Source organism: Peribacillus loiseleuriae (assembly GCF_001183985.1).
Classification (GTDB): Bacteria; Bacillota; Bacilli; order Bacillales; family DSM-1321; genus Peribacillus; species Peribacillus loiseleuriae.
In genome coordinates this window covers 1,864,135-1,879,580 of record NZ_LFZW01000001.1, presented here as the reverse complement: position 1 = coordinate 1,879,580, position 15,446 = coordinate 1,864,135, and the positions used below count along the sequence as shown (strand labels likewise).

The following is a 15,446-nucleotide window of genomic DNA, read 5'->3' as shown; positions in this document are numbered from 1 at the left end:
TTATCCCCTTTGCGTTCGTCTGGACTTTTTATTTTCTCTGTTCGATTAATTTAATTTTAAAATATCTGTAATTTTATTTATGTAAAGAAAAAATCCCCATAATCCATAATATTTAAGTTGTTTTATTGGCTGGTGAGGTCTACTTCATCTTATTGGTTATATTCTATACTATGGTTACTAATTATTTTTATGAATAATAATAGCTTCTTTTATTAAGTTATCTATTAAATATCATTAAATGAAATAGACCTTAATATTAAGTCCAAATTGTTGAAATGACTATTGACAGCAGTTCTATGTATCTATATTATATTGCTTATAGTTTCTAAGTGAAAATCGTTCTCATTTATATTCAAGTGTCTCGCATTGCATGCAGAATCGATTTTTCTAAGATACATAGCTATAGATAAAGGAGAGATTTTATGAAAAAACTTTTTATTCCGTTAGTCTTGTTTCTGATTCTTCTACTAAGCGCCTGTGGAAGTAAAGCGAACAACACTAATACGGAAGCTAGTAAACCATCCTCAGAATCAGACACATTTACCTACCAATCTGAGAATGGCCCAGTCGAGGTTCCGTCAAAGCCAAAACGTGTCGTTGTACTCACTAGATTCTTAACAGGTAATGTCATGGCACTAGGTGTACCAGTAGTTGGAGTTGACGAAATGTCCAAGACCAACCCGAGATTCGAAGAAAAATTGAAAGATATTGAAGCGGTTTCGGATGAAAGCCTTGAGAAGATCATTGAGCTAGAGCCGGATCTTATTATCGGGCTTTCTGGTATTAAAAACATCGATAAGTTCAAACAAATTGCTCCTACGGTCACTTATACTTATGGTAAAGTCGATTACTTAACTCAGCAACTGGAAATTGGAAAGTTGTTGAACAAAGAAAAAGAAGCACAAACATGGGTCAATGATTTCAAAGCTCGTGCAACAAAAGCTGGAGAAGAAATCAAGGAGAAGATTGGTGAAGATGCGACGGTCTCAGTCATCGAGACATTTAATAAGCAACTCTACGTATATGGCTATAACTATGGTCGAGGAACCGAAATTCTCTATAATGAATTTAAACTCGGTATGCCCCAAAAAGTAAAAGAATCCACAGAACAAGACGGATACTTTGCGCTATCAACTGAAGTACTAACTGATTACCTTGGCGACTACGTCATTTTCAGTAAAAACTCTGATGAGGACAACTCATTCCAATACACTGAAATGTACAAAAACATTCCAGCCGTCAAGAATAATCATGTTTTCGAGGCCGATGCAAAAGCATTCTATTTTAACGATCCGCTGAGCCAAGAATACCAGCTAGAATTCTTCATTAAAAACTTTCTTGGTAAGTAAATACAAGCCAACCACTGAGCAATATTCATGGAGTCCTACATGTTGTAGGACTCTTTTTGACCTAGAGTAGCAATGATAAAAACTCTCTATAATGTGAATTGGATTGAAGGCTACCACCCCTCCCTAGAGAACATGAAATTTAATTCTTGCATTTTAAGTCTTCTTATTCACAGAGTCCTGGATTGTCGAATTGTCTATATTCATTTATAGCTAGGTAATATGAATGAAATTATTGATTGTTACATATTAAATATTAAAAGTCTCGTTTTATTATTTATGTGTTGCTATAAATATCCTGTATTGTTATATATTTTTAGGAGCGATCAATATACTTATTCTAATACTTGCTATCCTATTAGGTATCTTTCTTTACGTATCCATTAGCACAATTCAAAAAGCTATTCTTTCCATTGAGAAACAAAATGAACGTGTTATCGAACTTCTAGAGGAAATTAAAAACAAATAATGCACTCGTTAATTGAGTGCTTTAAATGCTTTTTCATATTAAAATATTACGAATATACACAGAAATGAAAAAACTATCACAATGAACAATAAATTTGAAATGCTTTTAGGTCAATTCGCAACTTTTACATATTAGGTAGTTTTATGTTGAGATGTTTTTTTCTTATCAAGAATATTCCCAATCAACGCACCAATGAATGTTGCTACCAATAATAACATTTCCTCTTTCACATCCATATAATGGAACAAAGTAAGAGAGTTATTGAGATGTCTTAATAAAATCACAACGCAGTATGACAAAAGTAAACCCATTATTGTGCCTATAGTAAATCCATTAATAGACAACCAAGCATTCTTTCTCATTAATAACAGATCCCCTAAACTGAAAACGATAATGGGTAGAATATTAAAATACTCTATATAATGGATCGGTGAATATACTGATAACATACTTATTAACAGATCTACTAATTGATACACCCACAAACTAAAAACCCCGCTAAACAGGATACTGGGCACATTTAGTTTTATATAAAAGCGATAGAATACAAAGATTAATATTGCAGTAATAAAAAGGCGGAATTATTATTACTTCTAAAAAACATCCTAAAAGTTCCATATCTCCAGGTTCTGACTTCAACACATAGTCATCGTACATCGCACCCAATGTTGAAAATGTTAAAAAAAGAATGATGCCCATAATAATTGCAGCTGTTGCGGAATTTAAAAATCTCATAAAAAGCTCCTTTTGAATAGTTCTGTGAATGACATGTTGCTATGCTCCTTAAGTGTGATTGGTACTAAATTACTCCGAATGAAAGTAGAAGCAAATAACCTATCACAATGATTATTAAATTTGAAATGGATAATAATAAGTGTTTTCTAGTTCCACGTTGATGCTTCCACTCCATGAACGAACGGAAGGAAAATATTATAAAGAAAAAAGGTAAAATGGTATACTTCAATACTCGATAAAGTATAGCGATTAGGAATAATGCTACGATTATCTACTCTCCCCATTGATGAATTTTATTTGCGTATACATACGAACGCCCCTTTCTTTGTTCGATATTGAAAATTTTTTTAATTAATTTATCAACTACGATACCTAGAATACCTGCTGCTAAGATAATAATGAGTCCTTGTAAGGGTGTCAATCTGATCCCTCCTACTCTATTTAAATTTTCCTCATTTCACCATAATATTATTTAGATTGGAAGATTAAACAAAAAGCACACTGTTTAGTGAGCATATTACATTCAAATATCAATTTTATTATGAATAATACTGCTGTACTGTTAACATTATTCGCTCAACAAGAAAGGCTGCCACAAAGACTAATTAGTTCAGATAACGTGAAGAAAATCCAACTTCACATTAAATTTTCCAGTCCATAAAATAGTGGAAATAGCAGTGAATTTAGCGCATAAAAACGCTTGGGGGAAATCTCCAAGCGTTTTTCATCGTATTTAATTTTTGTTCTTCAACAAAAGCCAAATAGTTGAGCAAATGAAGAGCTTCTATCAGCTCGTTTAGTTCAAAACTTATGTTCAATCAGAATATGTTTCTCCTTTTTTTAAGTCCAAAATGTGATTATTTATTGAAACCGTATGGTTATTTATCCACTCTACATTAGCATGGTCCATTCTATAATCATTGTAAATTGTTTTTTCAAACCATAGCGGACCATCTAATTTTCCTATTACTCCAAACGATGTAGTAGCTCCGCCGTTGGTAAGATAAAATTCTATTTTGTAGTTATTATCAGGCGAATGTGTTGTTTTAAACAATTCCTTTGAAATAATAAGAAAACGAAGTAACTCTAATAAAAGAACTAATGATAGCAATGATGAGAAAATAACAGTAAACCAACTTCGTAATTTTGATAATCTATTTGTTTTATCTTTAAACCCCAAAACACCTAAAATAAAGGCTATTACTGCAAGTAACCAAAGAATATAAGAGGGTGGAGATACCGACCAATTTGAAAAAATCAAGCTCAATGAAAATATTAAACATAATAAGCACAAATAAAAGGACCATAAATTATATCTTCTTGCCATAATTACTTCCTTTCTATTGTTGTATTGTCTTTTTCACCTTACCTACGTTGTTAATTTAAGTACATATTATCACAATTTCTCTATATATTTTATCATATAATTACCAATTTTCTCTGAACATATTAAATTGGCAAGGTAAATAGCATACTTTTAACATACCCATTCACGCCTTGACAATAGTTACTGTCACTGGTTTATTTTGCGTGTTATTTACTTTAAGAATTTATATGTTAAAACTCGATAATCACTGATATAACAAAGATTAAAAAAGCCGAAATTAATGTGTGATTTCGACTGCTGATTGGAATGTTATTTCTTATGTTTCTCCACAAAAACTGAACTACTTACACAAAGACAGCCATGTTTTTTCCCTAGTCGAGTAGAAGGGAACCTCTCTACCTTGCGGTAGATTGTGTTCCTCCCCCCTCACAGAACCGTGCTTGCGCTATTTACGCACACGGCTCCTCCTAGTCACCATTCACAAAATATAGCTAATCTCTTTCGCTCAGATTTTGCTAATTCTGCTATCCTTAATAGTTTTGTGTCCATTTATTATCCCTACCTCTGCGTGTAGTAAATGTGTCCCTAGTAAGGGTGATAACTTGGTAGCAGCCTTTCCTCCATCGGCATTACCCAACTTCATTGGTACTACGCTGCTATCCGACTCCCTACAACGGCATTTGGCTTCCTTGCTTATTATCGCTTGTACACCATACTCTTCTATAAGAAGAAAAGACCGGTAGGGCCTCCCGAGTTGCCGTATCATATCAATGTGTGACGTGCCAAGGTCTCTGACTCCAGAGAGGTTCTATCCTTCTTGCCTTTAACGATGGATAAAATGTAGCTTTCTGCTGTGCTTAAGGCATCAGCCCTCTCGATTTACTAACATTATGGAGCTCAATCCCTTCAACCATTTGGCTTTCGGCCCGCCACCTAACTGTCTACGCTTAAAGGCTAATGTTACCATTAGCCCTCCAAGACTCGCTACGAGTGAATGGCTAGTTCTTTCTCGACGGGAATCCCACCCGCTATATGATACGACCTAGGCTCGGCCGCACAAGCACCCCTTCGTTAAACAAGAATCCGTTTATACCTGGAAGTTTAGTGCCTCTCTTCTATAAGTAATTTTATATCTTTTATTTGTTCTATGTGTCGTTGTTCATGCAAATTTAATAATTCAATCCATTGATTGAGAGGTAATTCACCAAAGCGAGGATGTTTCGCTGATTTTTCCGCCAATATGGACTTATCTTCTACCGTATTAAGAACAGCCAACAACTTATTTCTTGAAGCATTTAACAAATCAATTATTTGCTGAACTTCGAATGGTTCTACATCTGGTTTAACTATTTCTGGAGCTTCAACCTTCTTCGTTCTATCCAATACAAGGTGAATTTCTTTACGCTCTTTCTTATTACCATTGATTCTTTTTAATCCAAGTTCAATAGCATATGCAGATGATTTTTCTACTAAAATTAAATGATGACAAACTTGGGCTATACTCCACTTATTAATATCATTCCTACTGTTAAATTCATCATAACTTAGTAAAATAATCTCGTTTACTAGTCTATTTCTCGTTTCAAACAGATTGTCATTTTCTAATTTACTCATAATATTTCTCCTTTCACCGGACATTCCAAATATAAATTCTATATGGCAGTTATCCTATTTAATTATGAGTGTATTCTTCAACTAAATGTTCTACACGTTTAACTAGATCTCCTTCATCACTATAGTATTCATTGATGATTTTGTGATTAGGTTGCAAGTTGTATTTTTGAATGAGATAGTTAATTTTCACTATTTGTTGATACTTTATATTTCGATTAGGTTCAATAATTCCTTCTTCATGAAGATTGGACAATTGGATATTTGCGAATTTAATATTTTCTTTAATTACGATTTGATTCAAATTAGATTCTCCCCTTAACTATTAAAAGTATTCCGTACATCATCTATAGGTATGTAGGAGTCAGAGAGTTATTCCAATTTATTATTAAACAAACTTAATTTAGTTATATAAAAGAACGATTTTATTATCTTTTAATTGTTTTTAAGTTAAGGGGATAATATCACTTTCCTTAACTATTAATCTTTTATTTCATATAAAACCTTAAATGCCCTTTCAACAACTTCTTGATCAAAAATACCCACATCAATTCCATAGATATATTCATCATCAACACGGAATCGTTTACTTGGTTCAGATATTGATAAAAAATATCCTCTTCCATCATTTTCAAATCTATACCCTTTTAAAAGCTGTGAAATAACTTCTTAAATTTCTGTTCCGTTTCAGAGCAGTTGTTTTTTGAGAAGTTTTAGGCAACACAATGCTTAATATATTTCGCTTCATAGCCGTACTTTCTTATAATTTGAGTTGAATAATTCATTAATATTAATCATTCTTTAACAAAATTTTAATAAATTTTAGTTACACTAGTGAATAGAGTGGATAGCAAGCGTGGCTGTCATGGTATTTGGCGAAGGAGGAGCCGATACCCCTATAATTGAATCATATTATTAAGAGCACTTTACTTCAGCTCTAACACTACCTTTATAATCTATTACTATATCAAGTGCTTTTAAAAATTGACTCTCAGCAGCTGTTCGCTTTTCTTTATAAAGCAGCTCTGTTCCCAAATCGAAACACGCACTCAAAAAATTGGATTCAATTACTTCTTTATCCATAACAATTCTCCCCTTTTATAGTTATTTATTATCTAATGCCAGTTTTCTACCATTTGAAAATCTCACTCTGCGATAATTTCATTAGTGAACGGGTTCATGATCATAGTAGTCATTTGTAATTCCTCTGATCCATTTTATCTTTTTATAAACCTATAATTTTATTTGTTATAGTTTCGTTATTTAAGAAGAATGGAAAGTTTAAAAGATATATTTTATTATCAGTTACCATTTTTGGGTTAATGATTGTTTTAGCAGTAATCGATGGTGTTAAAAATCCTCCGGCAGTTAATACTTCCTCTTCACTTGAATCTAAAGACGCAGAAGAGAAGGCTAAAAAAAAGGCTGAAGCTTTAGAGAAGAAAGAAGAAAATGCTATACAAAAAGCCAAAGAAAAATTAATAGCTGAAGAGGAAGCTGCTTCTAAAAATATTGTAGAAGTAAGTACGATAGCTAGAGATAAAGAAATAGCTGATACAGTGAAAAAAATAATAAAAAAAGAGTATTACAATACAGCTATTACTAAGGTTGTAGTAAATGATCATTACGGTACAGCAAAAGATAACGATTATATCGTGTTACCATATTTGAAGTGGGATTCAAAAAACACTAAAAAGACAACAAAAGAGATTCTAAAATTATACAGCGAGGATTTAGCTGCTCAATTGATTGCTGAAAGCGATATATCAGAAATCACTGTGTTTTGGGAAGTCCCTTACCATCTTGAAGGTGCCAATATTGCTAAATTCAATTATTCAAGAAGTGGAAAAAACATGGCCATTGATGACGTTTGGTATGACCCAAGTATTAGAAAAAGAATTAAGCCCTCTCACATCGAGAAGGGCTCTTCTTAACTATTTAAACGAGATTTCTTTATTTATTATATGTAAAGTCCTAGGTTTCCCGTCTTCCCAACCAATTAGTCCTTTGTCTCTTAGCTTAACTAAATGACCTGAGACTGTGCTAGATGATTTCAAGCCCACTTCTTTTCCTATATCTCTAATTGACGGTGGGTATCCTTCAAGATATCCACTTAGTGTAGCTTCCTCCCAATTCTTTTTCGCTGTAACTATTTTAAATGGTAAATCCAAATATTTCGCTACACCTCATGCATATTCAGCAGCCATATCCTTGTTGAAATTATTATTCTTTAGCAATTCAGCATCTTTTGAGTCAATATAAGCAATTTCAGTTAAGATCGCTGGCATATTAGTTAGCCGAACAACAGCTAAATTTCCCGCAATCTTTTTTACTTTTAATTGATTATTCAAATCCTTTTCAATTCTTTTTCTTAACGTTTCACGCTCACTTTTGCCACCCTATTCCCCTCCCTAATTTACAGTAGTCCCCAATTTAATAGTCTCACGAGAAATTACTCGTAAATCTGGAAATTCGAGCCCCTCTCCGGTCCCCAGAGTTTTAAAAATTAACAAAATATTGGGCCGGGGGTCTTACCACTTCTCGTCACCCCACTTCGCCTGCTTCCCTTTCTTACCGAATCCTTTTTCAGGATGCATTTTGTTATGGCCGCTAAGACAAAGCGTTTCTAAGTTATCAAGAACTAAAGCAAGCTTTGGATAATGTTCTATCTCGTACTTGTGATGCACATTTAATTCAATGCTCTTGCGCTCACCTTGTACCTTCTTTGAGTCCACACGAACTTTGCCTTCACGCTTGCATTGTTGACATTCGTAGTTATCTCTTTCGAGAGCATGAATCCTTAATGACTCCCATCGCCCCGACCTATAGAACTTCTTCTTCTGTTCCTTTGTCTGATACTCTGCCGAGGTAACGATTCCTCCTAATCAAAAAAGTACCCATCAAGTAGATGCGTACTGTGCTTTCAACTCACTCATATTTTTTTGTTTTCCTTAGTTAATTTATCGATTTTCTCTTTCTTGTGCTCAGCCAGTTGTGGACTTCCACAACCTCTTATTTCAGCCCAAAGCTTTTGTATTTGCTTTTGACATTTCCTAGCTCGATCATTTGTAAATGCAGCACTAAATCGTGCAGAACAATGCGGACAAACAAAATATGTTTCAACTACAGCCTTTCCATGTTTCTTCTTTTTTAAGTTGATAGGAAACTCTTTGGAACATTCATTACATTTTACTTTCATTAGTATCACCTTCTTTCTCCAAAATAAAAAGCATCCAGACGGATGCTAATTACTTTGGCCCTTTAAATTTATCACTTTTATATTTTCTATTTTTCTCGTCAAAATCAGAACCATAAACAAAGTCTTTATAATTACATGCTGAGTTATTTAAATACGATGTTCCATGACCGCGAGTAAACGAACCTATTAACTTTCCTTTTTTATTGTAGAAATTTATTCTTACATTCCCACGACAAGTAAAATCTACCCAAAAAAAAGAGTTTTGAGGCGGATCATCATAATAGATCAAACCTCTTTCCTTATTTTCCATATCATATTGAATGAATGTTATCTTTTTCACTCCATGAGATACGTAAATTTGCCACGAGAACTTCTTCTGAAAATAGTCAGAATTTGTAGGTGGATAATATTGCCCTGATTGGCTGTTCGCCATTACGGAACCGGGTAAAAACGTAAATAGCATTAAAAAAAGCAAGCATTTTCTAATCATGTAAAGCCTCTCCTTCCACCTACAATTATGAGTAAAAGGAACTAAAGGGACAAATGCTATCGTTCGACAAATCATGACAATATATCCAAAAGAGACGACACTCTCAACCTCAGCACCTTCTTTCTCCAACATAAAAAGCACCCAATGTTATGAGTGCTTCCTTGAACTAAATTACTTCATAATTACCAGTTCCAAAACGGTCTACATCTATTGTTATTAAAGTCACTTCCACAATTAAAGTTTTCCTCTACTACTTCATTTACTTCTCTCTCATGCACTGGAAAGAAATGCTCGTTCCTAACAACTGTTCTATTAACATTAATAACTTCCGTTGGATGAATATGCTTAACTACACGTTCTTTTGTCCTAGTGTTTACTACTGTCTTAGTTGGGCTTGTAATTACTTCCTCCCTTTGTGCTTTCTCACGACATCTTCTACAATTACAACTCATAAAAACATCCCACCCTTTTTTTGGATTATTACTTTACGATGTAGCTTATGTAAGTAGGTGAGGACTTGTACTAGACAATAATACTAAATATTATTCCAAAATAAAAAGCACCATCGCTAAGACGATGCTCCTCTTTTCTTATCCATATCACTTTTACGCTGCATAATATCTTCTAAAAAAAACAATCGATCTCTAGGTAGATCTTTAATAGGATTTAATTCCCTTTTAGTATCAACTATAAGCAAGATACCACCTCCTTCGCCCTACAATTATCAGCGAAAGAAAGTTTTGGGACAATCTCTAACGTTCAATAAAATTTTAGGTCACTTATTGTTTCGTAAAGTATATATCACCACTTTGTTGTACACGATATTAACTAGTTAATACTACTATTGAGAAATTTGATGGTCGATTCTTTAAGCCCTAATATAACTAAGAAACATCTCTTTTAAAAATTGTTGTTGGTCAATGGCCGTAATTCCTGATGGAAAATTAGCTACCTTTTCATGTAGCGTGATTTTAGTTGAAAATATACCAAAACAATTCGTTATTGTGGTAAGAGCTAATTCCATTTTTATATCTGAACGAATGGAACCGTCAACTTCTCCTTGCTTAATGATTTTGAATATTTCATTCGATAAAACTCCTTGTATTTCAATATATGCATCAATATTTTCTAATGGCTCATTTCTGTATGAAGAGTAACTTTCGAATGCTTCACGAAATAACGTAACTTTTCTAGCGGGCCCATTTGCTATTTCTAAAAAATAGTCAAATAAGTGCTCTAGTTTATCAAATGCATTTTTTTCTGAATCAGCAATCTTTTGTAAGTCTTCTTGAAACTTGCCTAAAGCAAAGACTGCTACTTCCACAATTATATTTTCCTTTTTTGGAAAATAACGAAATAAAGTCGCGATACCAACATTAGCCTTTGTGGCAATATCCTGCATCTGTACATCATATAAGCCTTTCTCTGAAAATAATTCCTCAGCAGCAAGAATAATTTGTTCTGTGCGTTGCTTTTTATTTTTTTCTCTAGCATTTATTGTCAAGGTTTTACAACCCTTTCTATTATCTTGATATATTCTTATAAATATTATAAAATAAATCTGTATAAATTGATAGTTCAACTATCAAAATAAACAAAAGAGGTGCTATTATGACAAGATTATTAAATAAAGTCGCTATTATTACAGGTGCAGCACGTGGTATGGGTGCTTCACATGCACGTAAATTCGTAGAAGAAGGCGCAAAAGTTGTAATAACAGATCTAAACGAAGAAGCGGGTATAGCACTTGCTCAGGAGCTTGGAGAAAATGCTATGTTTATTAAACAAGACGTATCCAGTGAAGCAGATTGGGATGCAGTCGTTGCTGAAACAGAAAAAGCTTTTGGCCCCGTAAATATTTTAGTGAATAACGCTGGTATTAGTGTCAACAATTCTATTGAAAATACAACATTAGAGCAATATTTAAAAATCGTAAATATTAATCAAGTATCTGTATTTTTAGGGATGAAAGCAGTTGTATCATCTATGAAAAAAACAGAAAACGGATCAATCGTCAATATTTCTTCAATGAATGGCTTAGTAGCTGGAGCAATTGGTTATACCGATACTAAATTTGCAGTTCGCGGAATGACAAAAGCAGCAGCGATAGATTTTGCGCGCTACGGTATTCGCGTAAACTCAGTACATCCAGGTGTAATTGAAACACCAATGGTAACTCAAGGTGATTCCGTTGAAGTCATTAAAGAATTTGCGAAACATATTCCACTTAAACGTGTCGCAAAGTCAGAAGAAGTAACAAATCTTGTTTTATTCTTAGCTTCCGAAGAATCAAGCTATTCTACAGGTTCTGAATTTGTAATTGATGGTGGCTTAACTGCACAATAATTTATTCAATCATATACTCTGGTTGTCTTCTTAATGTTTTTAGAGGCAACCAGTTTTTACTGTACATAGTTGATCACTAACCTTATTCTTTTCTTCTTTAATAATATTCATTTGGTGTTAGCTCAATGCTCAAACTAGACACTCCCTTTATTGTAAATTTATTTTTTAATTAAAATAAAAATCCACAAAAAAAGAATCCACAACACCTCATAAAGTTATCTTTATCGAGTGTAAAAAAGAAAAATCATCAGTAACTTATTATGTAAGATAACTTTTAAAAGCGTGACTCTTGACCTAATTTATATATGTTCACTTCAACTTCCCCATTACATTTGATAATATTTATCTACAAACATACTTATTATGTATTTATTTTTTCACTTATCATGATTGCAGTCATGATCTGTTAGCCTTCGATGCTGAGTTGTCGCTCAGTATTTTTTTGTCCTCTTCTTTTAATATTCTTTCTTCAAACTCCTCAACTGTTTCATATTTTAAATCATGAGAAGTTACTTTCATTTCATGCACACTGCTCCCAGTATCTAATAGTTGATTCTTAAATTGCAATGAATCTTTTCCGATGTTTGAAGTTACAATCGGAAAATGCCTACTTTCCAGCCTCCTTCGCGAACGTGACCTAACGCAAATAGAATTTTGTGAACAGACTGGAATGTCTCCAACTCAACTTTCTGCGTATATTAACAACAGAAAGAGGATGTCCCTACAGACCGCTTACCTTATTTCTGCTGCGCTAGGCTGTTCCATGGAGGATCTTTATTCATATGATAATAAAGGATTAGTAGGCAGACTTGACGGCTTTTTATGCGTCAGTCTCCTCGGAACTTCACTACTTGGTGAAATTTTTGACTATTATACCAATATTACAATATATTTCAAATTGTATCATTATTTATTTTGTATATTTTTTCATATTTGGTATAGATAGTTAATAACAAATGTATAATTCACAAACCCAAAATTTATTCTTCACCAAAATATAAACGTGTAATTTTATCTTTAGTGTATATGTTTTTAAATCCCTTTAGTGTTACAGGGATTTAAGGGTAAATCATCAAAAAATTTCCGGATATAAGTCATTCAAATTTTCTATGTTGATATATTGCCTAAGAGAATGAAGATTATAGCCCCACTCACCATTTCTCATAATTTTTTTCATACCGAATTTATCACCAATTATATTTAATTCGTCATTACCAAGTGTTTTTCTTTCTATATATAAGTCTTTTGCTAAAGCTATTTTACCTGATTTCTCGATGTTGCTGGCAGTTAAATATGGATAATCAAGAACATCTTTATCGGACATCATTGAAAGCCTTCTAAATATTAGATGCTTACTTGCTTTCTCTGGGTTCACAAGATTATTAGTTAAAGTCGATTTAATTACGTAATCATTATCCACCAGAAAGGCATGTGATTTCTTACCAGTTGATTGTCCGTTCTTTAATAAATAATGGCTATTTTCTTTATCTAGCGCACCTTCGATTATTTCTATTACTTCTTTAGATACTTCTAATGTTCGTTCGTTCCCATCATCATCTTTCAAAAGAAGTATTCTATTTTCAAAATCTATATCATTACTTTTCAAATTTAGTATCTCAAAAAGTCCATCCCCTGCTATCCCTATAAATAAAAGACAAATTATCACCTTATCTTGATAATTAACCAGCTTCTCTAACATTTCACTTATCTCTTCATCTGTATATAAAAGTTTCAATGACCTATCTATAAAATTATCAAAATAAGACATATGCTTTGACGATATTAGGTTAATATTACTTCTTCTATAACCTTTAGGCTCTATTGACCATTCGATATATTTTCTAATAAATCTCCCGTATGTTCTTGCTGAATTTGTTGTTTTGGGATTTAGCTCCCTCATCATATCTTCAATTTCTTCTATAGTGAAATCAAACAAGTCTTTTTCTTTTAAAAACTCTGTTTCCGCACTCCTTATAAAAATATGCTTTATTGTATCAATTGTACTTTTATTATCATATTGACTTAAAAATTGTTCCTTTATGTGTTCTTGATATAATTCGGCCACAATTATTCAATACCTCCTGCAACTCTAAACTTATTCAACTCAAGATTCCTGAAATACATTTTCACCTTTGATTTAGCAGTACTTACAAAAATTTTATTTTTATCTAGAACTCCTGCTTTTTCCCATACTTCATTATCTCTAGTTATATTTAGCTCATCTATTATCTCTTTAAGATTTCGAATTTTAATTTTATCATCCAACATTTTTCTTGCTAATATGATATAACCTGCGAACATTATATTTTCACTAATCAAATTCCTATCTTTTCCTAGGTTATCTACAAATTCCTCCGAATAAGTCCCAATTAAATGATCAAAGAATTTAGTAAGATACTCGCCAACTTCTTCTGCATCTAATTTGGTTTTCATTTGAAATTCTTCATCTATTGTATCTGCTAAAGTATTATAAGAAACAATTTCTCCCAAAGTCGGCTTTGGAGTTGAGGTCTGAGATACTCTTCCTTTTAAATCAGATTCTCTCATTAAATGTCTAACAACCATATCTGATTTTCTTGATTCCTTTAATGCTTCTATATGTGTTTTTGAAATTGGGTTGAATGTACTTATTTGAGCTAAATGACGTTGAGCTTGTTTAGTATTAAAGTTTTTTATTGAAATAATAAACTCATGTTCTAGTTCAGGATTAGATTCTAATGCATTAATTATTCCGGAGATTCGATGCATCCCATCAACAATGTCCAAGAATGTACCATTTTTAATAATTAATTGCATTTTTTTAGCATCATACTCTAACTCTTCTCCGTCATCAGCAGTACCAACTAATGCGTTGATAGTTATAGTCGTTTTCTCTAACTCTCCTTTTAACGCTGCTTGTGCAATTTCATCTACAGATTTACTATTTAAGTTGATTACCTTTTGAATTGTATTATTTCTTTTTACTTTAATATGCTCTCTTTGGGTATCAAAGTTATACCTTAGTAGTTGATTATCCATTAATTGTTTTATAAATTTAGCATTCCAAACTGTCACATAATTCTCAGAATCAATCATAATAACGTTATTCAAATATATAGGAAAATCAATGATGTTAATACTACTCAATAATGAATAATCAAAAGTTCTAGCCACTTTTAACTCTTGTTCTTCAAATATATTTTTTGGATTGAAATCATCAATCATTGTTTCTAAATAAATCTCTTCAGCTAATAAACAAAGAATTCTCAGATCTAATTCTGGAAGATTTTCTTGAGGATTAGCAAAATAACTCTGTACTGCTCCAGGAGGAATACTGTACGCCTTCAATCCTGTTTTAATATTTTTAACTTTCTTCTTATCATGTTTTATCTCTAATATAACATCTTGCAATGTATTTTCTAATTCATTTCTACTTACTCTCACTAAATAGTGCCACCCCTTTAAGCGTAATCTTATAAATATCTATTGATAATAATATACAGTCTTTAAAACTCAATGTAAACAATAATTACATATTTTCCCTTAATTTCTTAGCTTTTTATTTTGATTTTCTTTAATCTTATTATTAAGTAATAGCACAAAAGAATCATCCATTTCACTTAATGCTTCCAATAAATCTGCACGACTAATCTTCTTGTGCAAATCTAAATCTACATCTTCAGTAAATGAAATTGCTCCGTAACTTTCCTCCTGTATATATCTAACTGTAGTGTTAAAATTCTTATGATTTGCAAATCTCATAGTTGCAAAAGGATCTTTAGTTAACTTATAAAAATTACTGATAGCAGCTTTTCTAATACTATGGATAACTATATTACGTTGCTTAGGGAATTTCGTTTTCTTCCTAATTCGATTAAACATGCTTACAATACTATCTGAAGAAATATCAAATACTTTTTCTTGCCCAATATTTAAAATTAATA

Annotated in this window: 22 protein-coding genes and 1 pseudogene; 4 read left to right on the top strand and 19 right to left on the bottom strand. The window is 32.4% G+C overall.

Annotation, left to right across the window (positions count from 1 at the left end; all coding sequences use genetic code 11):
• The first annotated feature begins 422 nt into the window (after positions 1-422).
• A complete protein-coding gene (locus AC625_RS08835) occupies positions 423-1,349 on the top strand; it encodes an iron-hydroxamate ABC transporter substrate-binding protein (protein ID WP_049680971.1) in 927 nt (308 codons plus the stop codon).
• 597 nt (positions 1,350-1,946) lie between these two features.
• Here the strand turns inward: AC625_RS08835 and AC625_RS08830 are convergent.
• The 8 genes from AC625_RS08830 to AC625_RS26570 all read right to left on the bottom strand — a co-directional run bounded on the left by AC625_RS08830 (position 1,947) and on the right by AC625_RS26570 (position 6,571).
• Entirely contained in the window at positions 1,947-2,177 is a 231-nt protein-coding gene (locus AC625_RS08830; protein ID WP_049680970.1) for a hypothetical protein, read from the bottom strand.
• 136 nt (positions 2,178-2,313) lie between these two features.
• Positions 2,314-2,550 (bottom strand): hypothetical protein, encoded by a 237-nt coding sequence (locus AC625_RS08825; protein WP_049680969.1) that lies wholly within the window; start codon positions 2,548-2,550, stop codon positions 2,314-2,316.
• A 64-nt stretch (positions 2,551-2,614) separates the two neighbouring features.
• On the bottom strand, positions 2,615-2,818 hold the full coding sequence (locus AC625_RS28490) for a DUF4181 domain-containing protein (RefSeq protein ID WP_425415481.1): 204 nt from the start codon (positions 2,816-2,818) through the stop codon (positions 2,615-2,617).
• 3 nt (positions 2,819-2,821) lie between these two features.
• Complete coding sequence (locus AC625_RS26575; RefSeq protein WP_156187471.1) at positions 2,822-2,971, bottom strand: hypothetical protein; 150 nt, start codon at positions 2,969-2,971, stop codon at positions 2,822-2,824.
• Between the two features lie 393 nt (positions 2,972-3,364).
• On the bottom strand, positions 3,365-3,877 hold the full coding sequence (locus tag AC625_RS27245; RefSeq protein WP_180320081.1) for a DUF5412 family protein: 513 nt from the start codon (positions 3,875-3,877) through the stop codon (positions 3,365-3,367).
• A gap of 1,101 nt (positions 3,878-4,978) precedes the next feature.
• Positions 4,979-5,491 (bottom strand): DinB family protein, encoded by a 513-nt coding sequence (locus tag AC625_RS08810; protein ID WP_049680967.1) that lies wholly within the window; start codon positions 5,489-5,491, stop codon positions 4,979-4,981.
• A gap of 58 nt (positions 5,492-5,549) precedes the next feature.
• Positions 5,550-5,792 carry a hypothetical protein gene (locus tag AC625_RS08805; RefSeq protein WP_049680966.1) on the bottom strand — a complete coding sequence of 81 codons (243 nt, stop codon included), beginning with the start codon at positions 5,790-5,792 and terminating at the stop codon, positions 5,550-5,552.
• Positions 5,793-6,403: 611 nt separating this feature from the next.
• Positions 6,404-6,571 (bottom strand): hypothetical protein, encoded by a 168-nt coding sequence (locus tag AC625_RS26570; RefSeq protein WP_156187470.1) that lies wholly within the window; start codon positions 6,569-6,571, stop codon positions 6,404-6,406.
• A gap of 239 nt (positions 6,572-6,810) precedes the next feature.
• Between AC625_RS26570 and AC625_RS08800 the strand changes: the two genes are divergently transcribed.
• Positions 6,811-7,422 carry a hypothetical protein gene (locus AC625_RS08800; RefSeq protein ID WP_049680965.1) on the top strand — a complete coding sequence of 204 codons (612 nt, stop codon included), beginning with the start codon at positions 6,811-6,813 and terminating at the stop codon, positions 7,420-7,422.
• On the opposite strand, the gene AC625_RS28150 is transcribed toward AC625_RS08800, so the two are convergent.
• From AC625_RS28150 to AC625_RS08770, 8 genes and pseudogenes are all read right to left on the bottom strand, one after another.
• Positions 7,423-7,659, bottom strand: coding sequence for a LexA family protein (locus tag AC625_RS28150; protein WP_281177221.1), 237 nt, complete (start codon positions 7,657-7,659; stop codon positions 7,423-7,425).
• 15 nt (positions 7,660-7,674) lie between these two features.
• Positions 7,675-7,875, bottom strand: a pseudogene (locus AC625_RS25570) (N-acetylmuramoyl-L-alanine amidase); the annotation flags it as partial.
• Positions 7,876-8,019: 144 nt separating this feature from the next.
• The gene (locus tag AC625_RS08790; RefSeq protein ID WP_049680964.1) at positions 8,020-8,364 is read right to left on the bottom strand and encodes an HNH endonuclease; all 345 of its coding nucleotides are present in this window, start codon (positions 8,362-8,364) and stop codon (positions 8,020-8,022) included.
• Positions 8,365-8,420: 56 nt separating this feature from the next.
• Positions 8,421-8,687, bottom strand: coding sequence for a hypothetical protein (locus AC625_RS08785; protein WP_049680963.1), 267 nt, complete (start codon positions 8,685-8,687; stop codon positions 8,421-8,423).
• A gap of 49 nt (positions 8,688-8,736) precedes the next feature.
• Positions 8,737-9,306, bottom strand: coding sequence for a hypothetical protein (locus tag AC625_RS08780; protein ID WP_180320079.1), 570 nt, complete (start codon positions 9,304-9,306; stop codon positions 8,737-8,739).
• 53 nt (positions 9,307-9,359) lie between these two features.
• Positions 9,360-9,629 (bottom strand): CotD family spore coat protein, encoded by a 270-nt coding sequence (locus AC625_RS08775; RefSeq protein WP_049680961.1) that lies wholly within the window; start codon positions 9,627-9,629, stop codon positions 9,360-9,362.
• A 116-nt stretch (positions 9,630-9,745) separates the two neighbouring features.
• The gene (locus AC625_RS28145) at positions 9,746-9,874 is read right to left on the bottom strand and encodes a hypothetical protein (protein ID WP_281177220.1); all 129 of its coding nucleotides are present in this window, start codon (positions 9,872-9,874) and stop codon (positions 9,746-9,748) included.
• A gap of 171 nt (positions 9,875-10,045) precedes the next feature.
• The gene (locus AC625_RS08770) at positions 10,046-10,681 is read right to left on the bottom strand and encodes a TetR/AcrR family transcriptional regulator (protein WP_049680960.1); all 636 of its coding nucleotides are present in this window, start codon (positions 10,679-10,681) and stop codon (positions 10,046-10,048) included.
• A 107-nt stretch (positions 10,682-10,788) separates the two neighbouring features.
• Between AC625_RS08770 and AC625_RS08765 the strand changes: the two genes are divergently transcribed.
• Positions 10,789-11,523 (top strand): glucose 1-dehydrogenase, encoded by a 735-nt coding sequence (locus AC625_RS08765; protein ID WP_049680959.1) that lies wholly within the window; start codon positions 10,789-10,791, stop codon positions 11,521-11,523.
• A gap of 580 nt (positions 11,524-12,103) precedes the next feature.
• Complete coding sequence (locus tag AC625_RS28485; RefSeq protein WP_082190991.1) at positions 12,104-12,469, top strand: helix-turn-helix domain-containing protein; 366 nt, start codon at positions 12,104-12,106, stop codon at positions 12,467-12,469.
• Positions 12,470-12,595: 126 nt separating this feature from the next.
• On the opposite strand, the gene AC625_RS08760 is transcribed toward AC625_RS28485, so the two are convergent.
• From AC625_RS08760 to AC625_RS08750, 3 genes are all read right to left on the bottom strand, one after another.
• Complete coding sequence (locus tag AC625_RS08760; protein ID WP_049680958.1) at positions 12,596-13,588, bottom strand: site-specific integrase; 993 nt, start codon at positions 13,586-13,588, stop codon at positions 12,596-12,598.
• Between the two features lie 2 nt (positions 13,589-13,590).
• Positions 13,591-14,946: a DNA sulfur modification protein DndB gene (locus tag AC625_RS08755; protein ID WP_049680957.1), complete on the bottom strand. Its 1,356-nt coding sequence runs from the start codon at positions 14,944-14,946 to the stop codon at positions 13,591-13,593.
• 99 nt (positions 14,947-15,045) lie between these two features.
• A complete protein-coding gene (locus AC625_RS08750; protein ID WP_049680956.1) occupies positions 15,046-15,384 on the bottom strand; it encodes a site-specific integrase in 339 nt (112 codons plus the stop codon).
• Positions 15,385-15,446: the final 62 nt, after the last annotated feature.

Bases quoted from the DNA above. Each gene is read 5' to 3' on its own strand.
- AC625_RS08835 (WP_049680971.1), top strand. From the start codon at position 423: ATGAAAAAACTTTTTATTCCGTTAGTCTTGTTTCTGATTCTTCTACTA.
- AC625_RS08830 (WP_049680970.1), bottom strand. From the start codon at position 2,177: ATGAGAAAGAATGCTTGGTTGTCTATTAATGGATTTACTATAGGCACA.
- AC625_RS08825 (WP_049680969.1), bottom strand. From the start codon at position 2,550: ATGAGATTTTTAAATTCCGCAACAGCTGCAATTATTATGGGCATCATT.
- AC625_RS27245 (WP_180320081.1), bottom strand. From the start codon at position 3,877: ATGGCAAGAAGATATAATTTATGGTCCTTTTATTTGTGCTTATTATGT.
- AC625_RS08810 (WP_049680967.1), bottom strand. From the start codon at position 5,491: ATGAGTAAATTAGAAAATGACAATCTGTTTGAAACGAGAAATAGACTA.
- AC625_RS26570 (WP_156187470.1), bottom strand. From the start codon at position 6,571: ATGGATAAAGAAGTAATTGAATCCAATTTTTTGAGTGCGTGTTTCGAT.
- AC625_RS08800 (WP_049680965.1), top strand. From the start codon at position 6,811: ATGATTGTTTTAGCAGTAATCGATGGTGTTAAAAATCCTCCGGCAGTT.
- AC625_RS08785 (WP_049680963.1), bottom strand. From the start codon at position 8,687: ATGAAAGTAAAATGTAATGAATGTTCCAAAGAGTTTCCTATCAACTTA.
- AC625_RS08775 (WP_049680961.1), bottom strand. From the start codon at position 9,629: ATGAGTTGTAATTGTAGAAGATGTCGTGAGAAAGCACAAAGGGAGGAA.
- AC625_RS08765 (WP_049680959.1), top strand. From the start codon at position 10,789: ATGACAAGATTATTAAATAAAGTCGCTATTATTACAGGTGCAGCACGT.
- AC625_RS28485 (WP_082190991.1), top strand. From the start codon at position 12,104: ATGTTTGAAGTTACAATCGGAAAATGCCTACTTTCCAGCCTCCTTCGC.
- AC625_RS08750 (WP_049680956.1), bottom strand. From the start codon at position 15,384: ATGTTTAATCGAATTAGGAAGAAAACGAAATTCCCTAAGCAACGTAAT.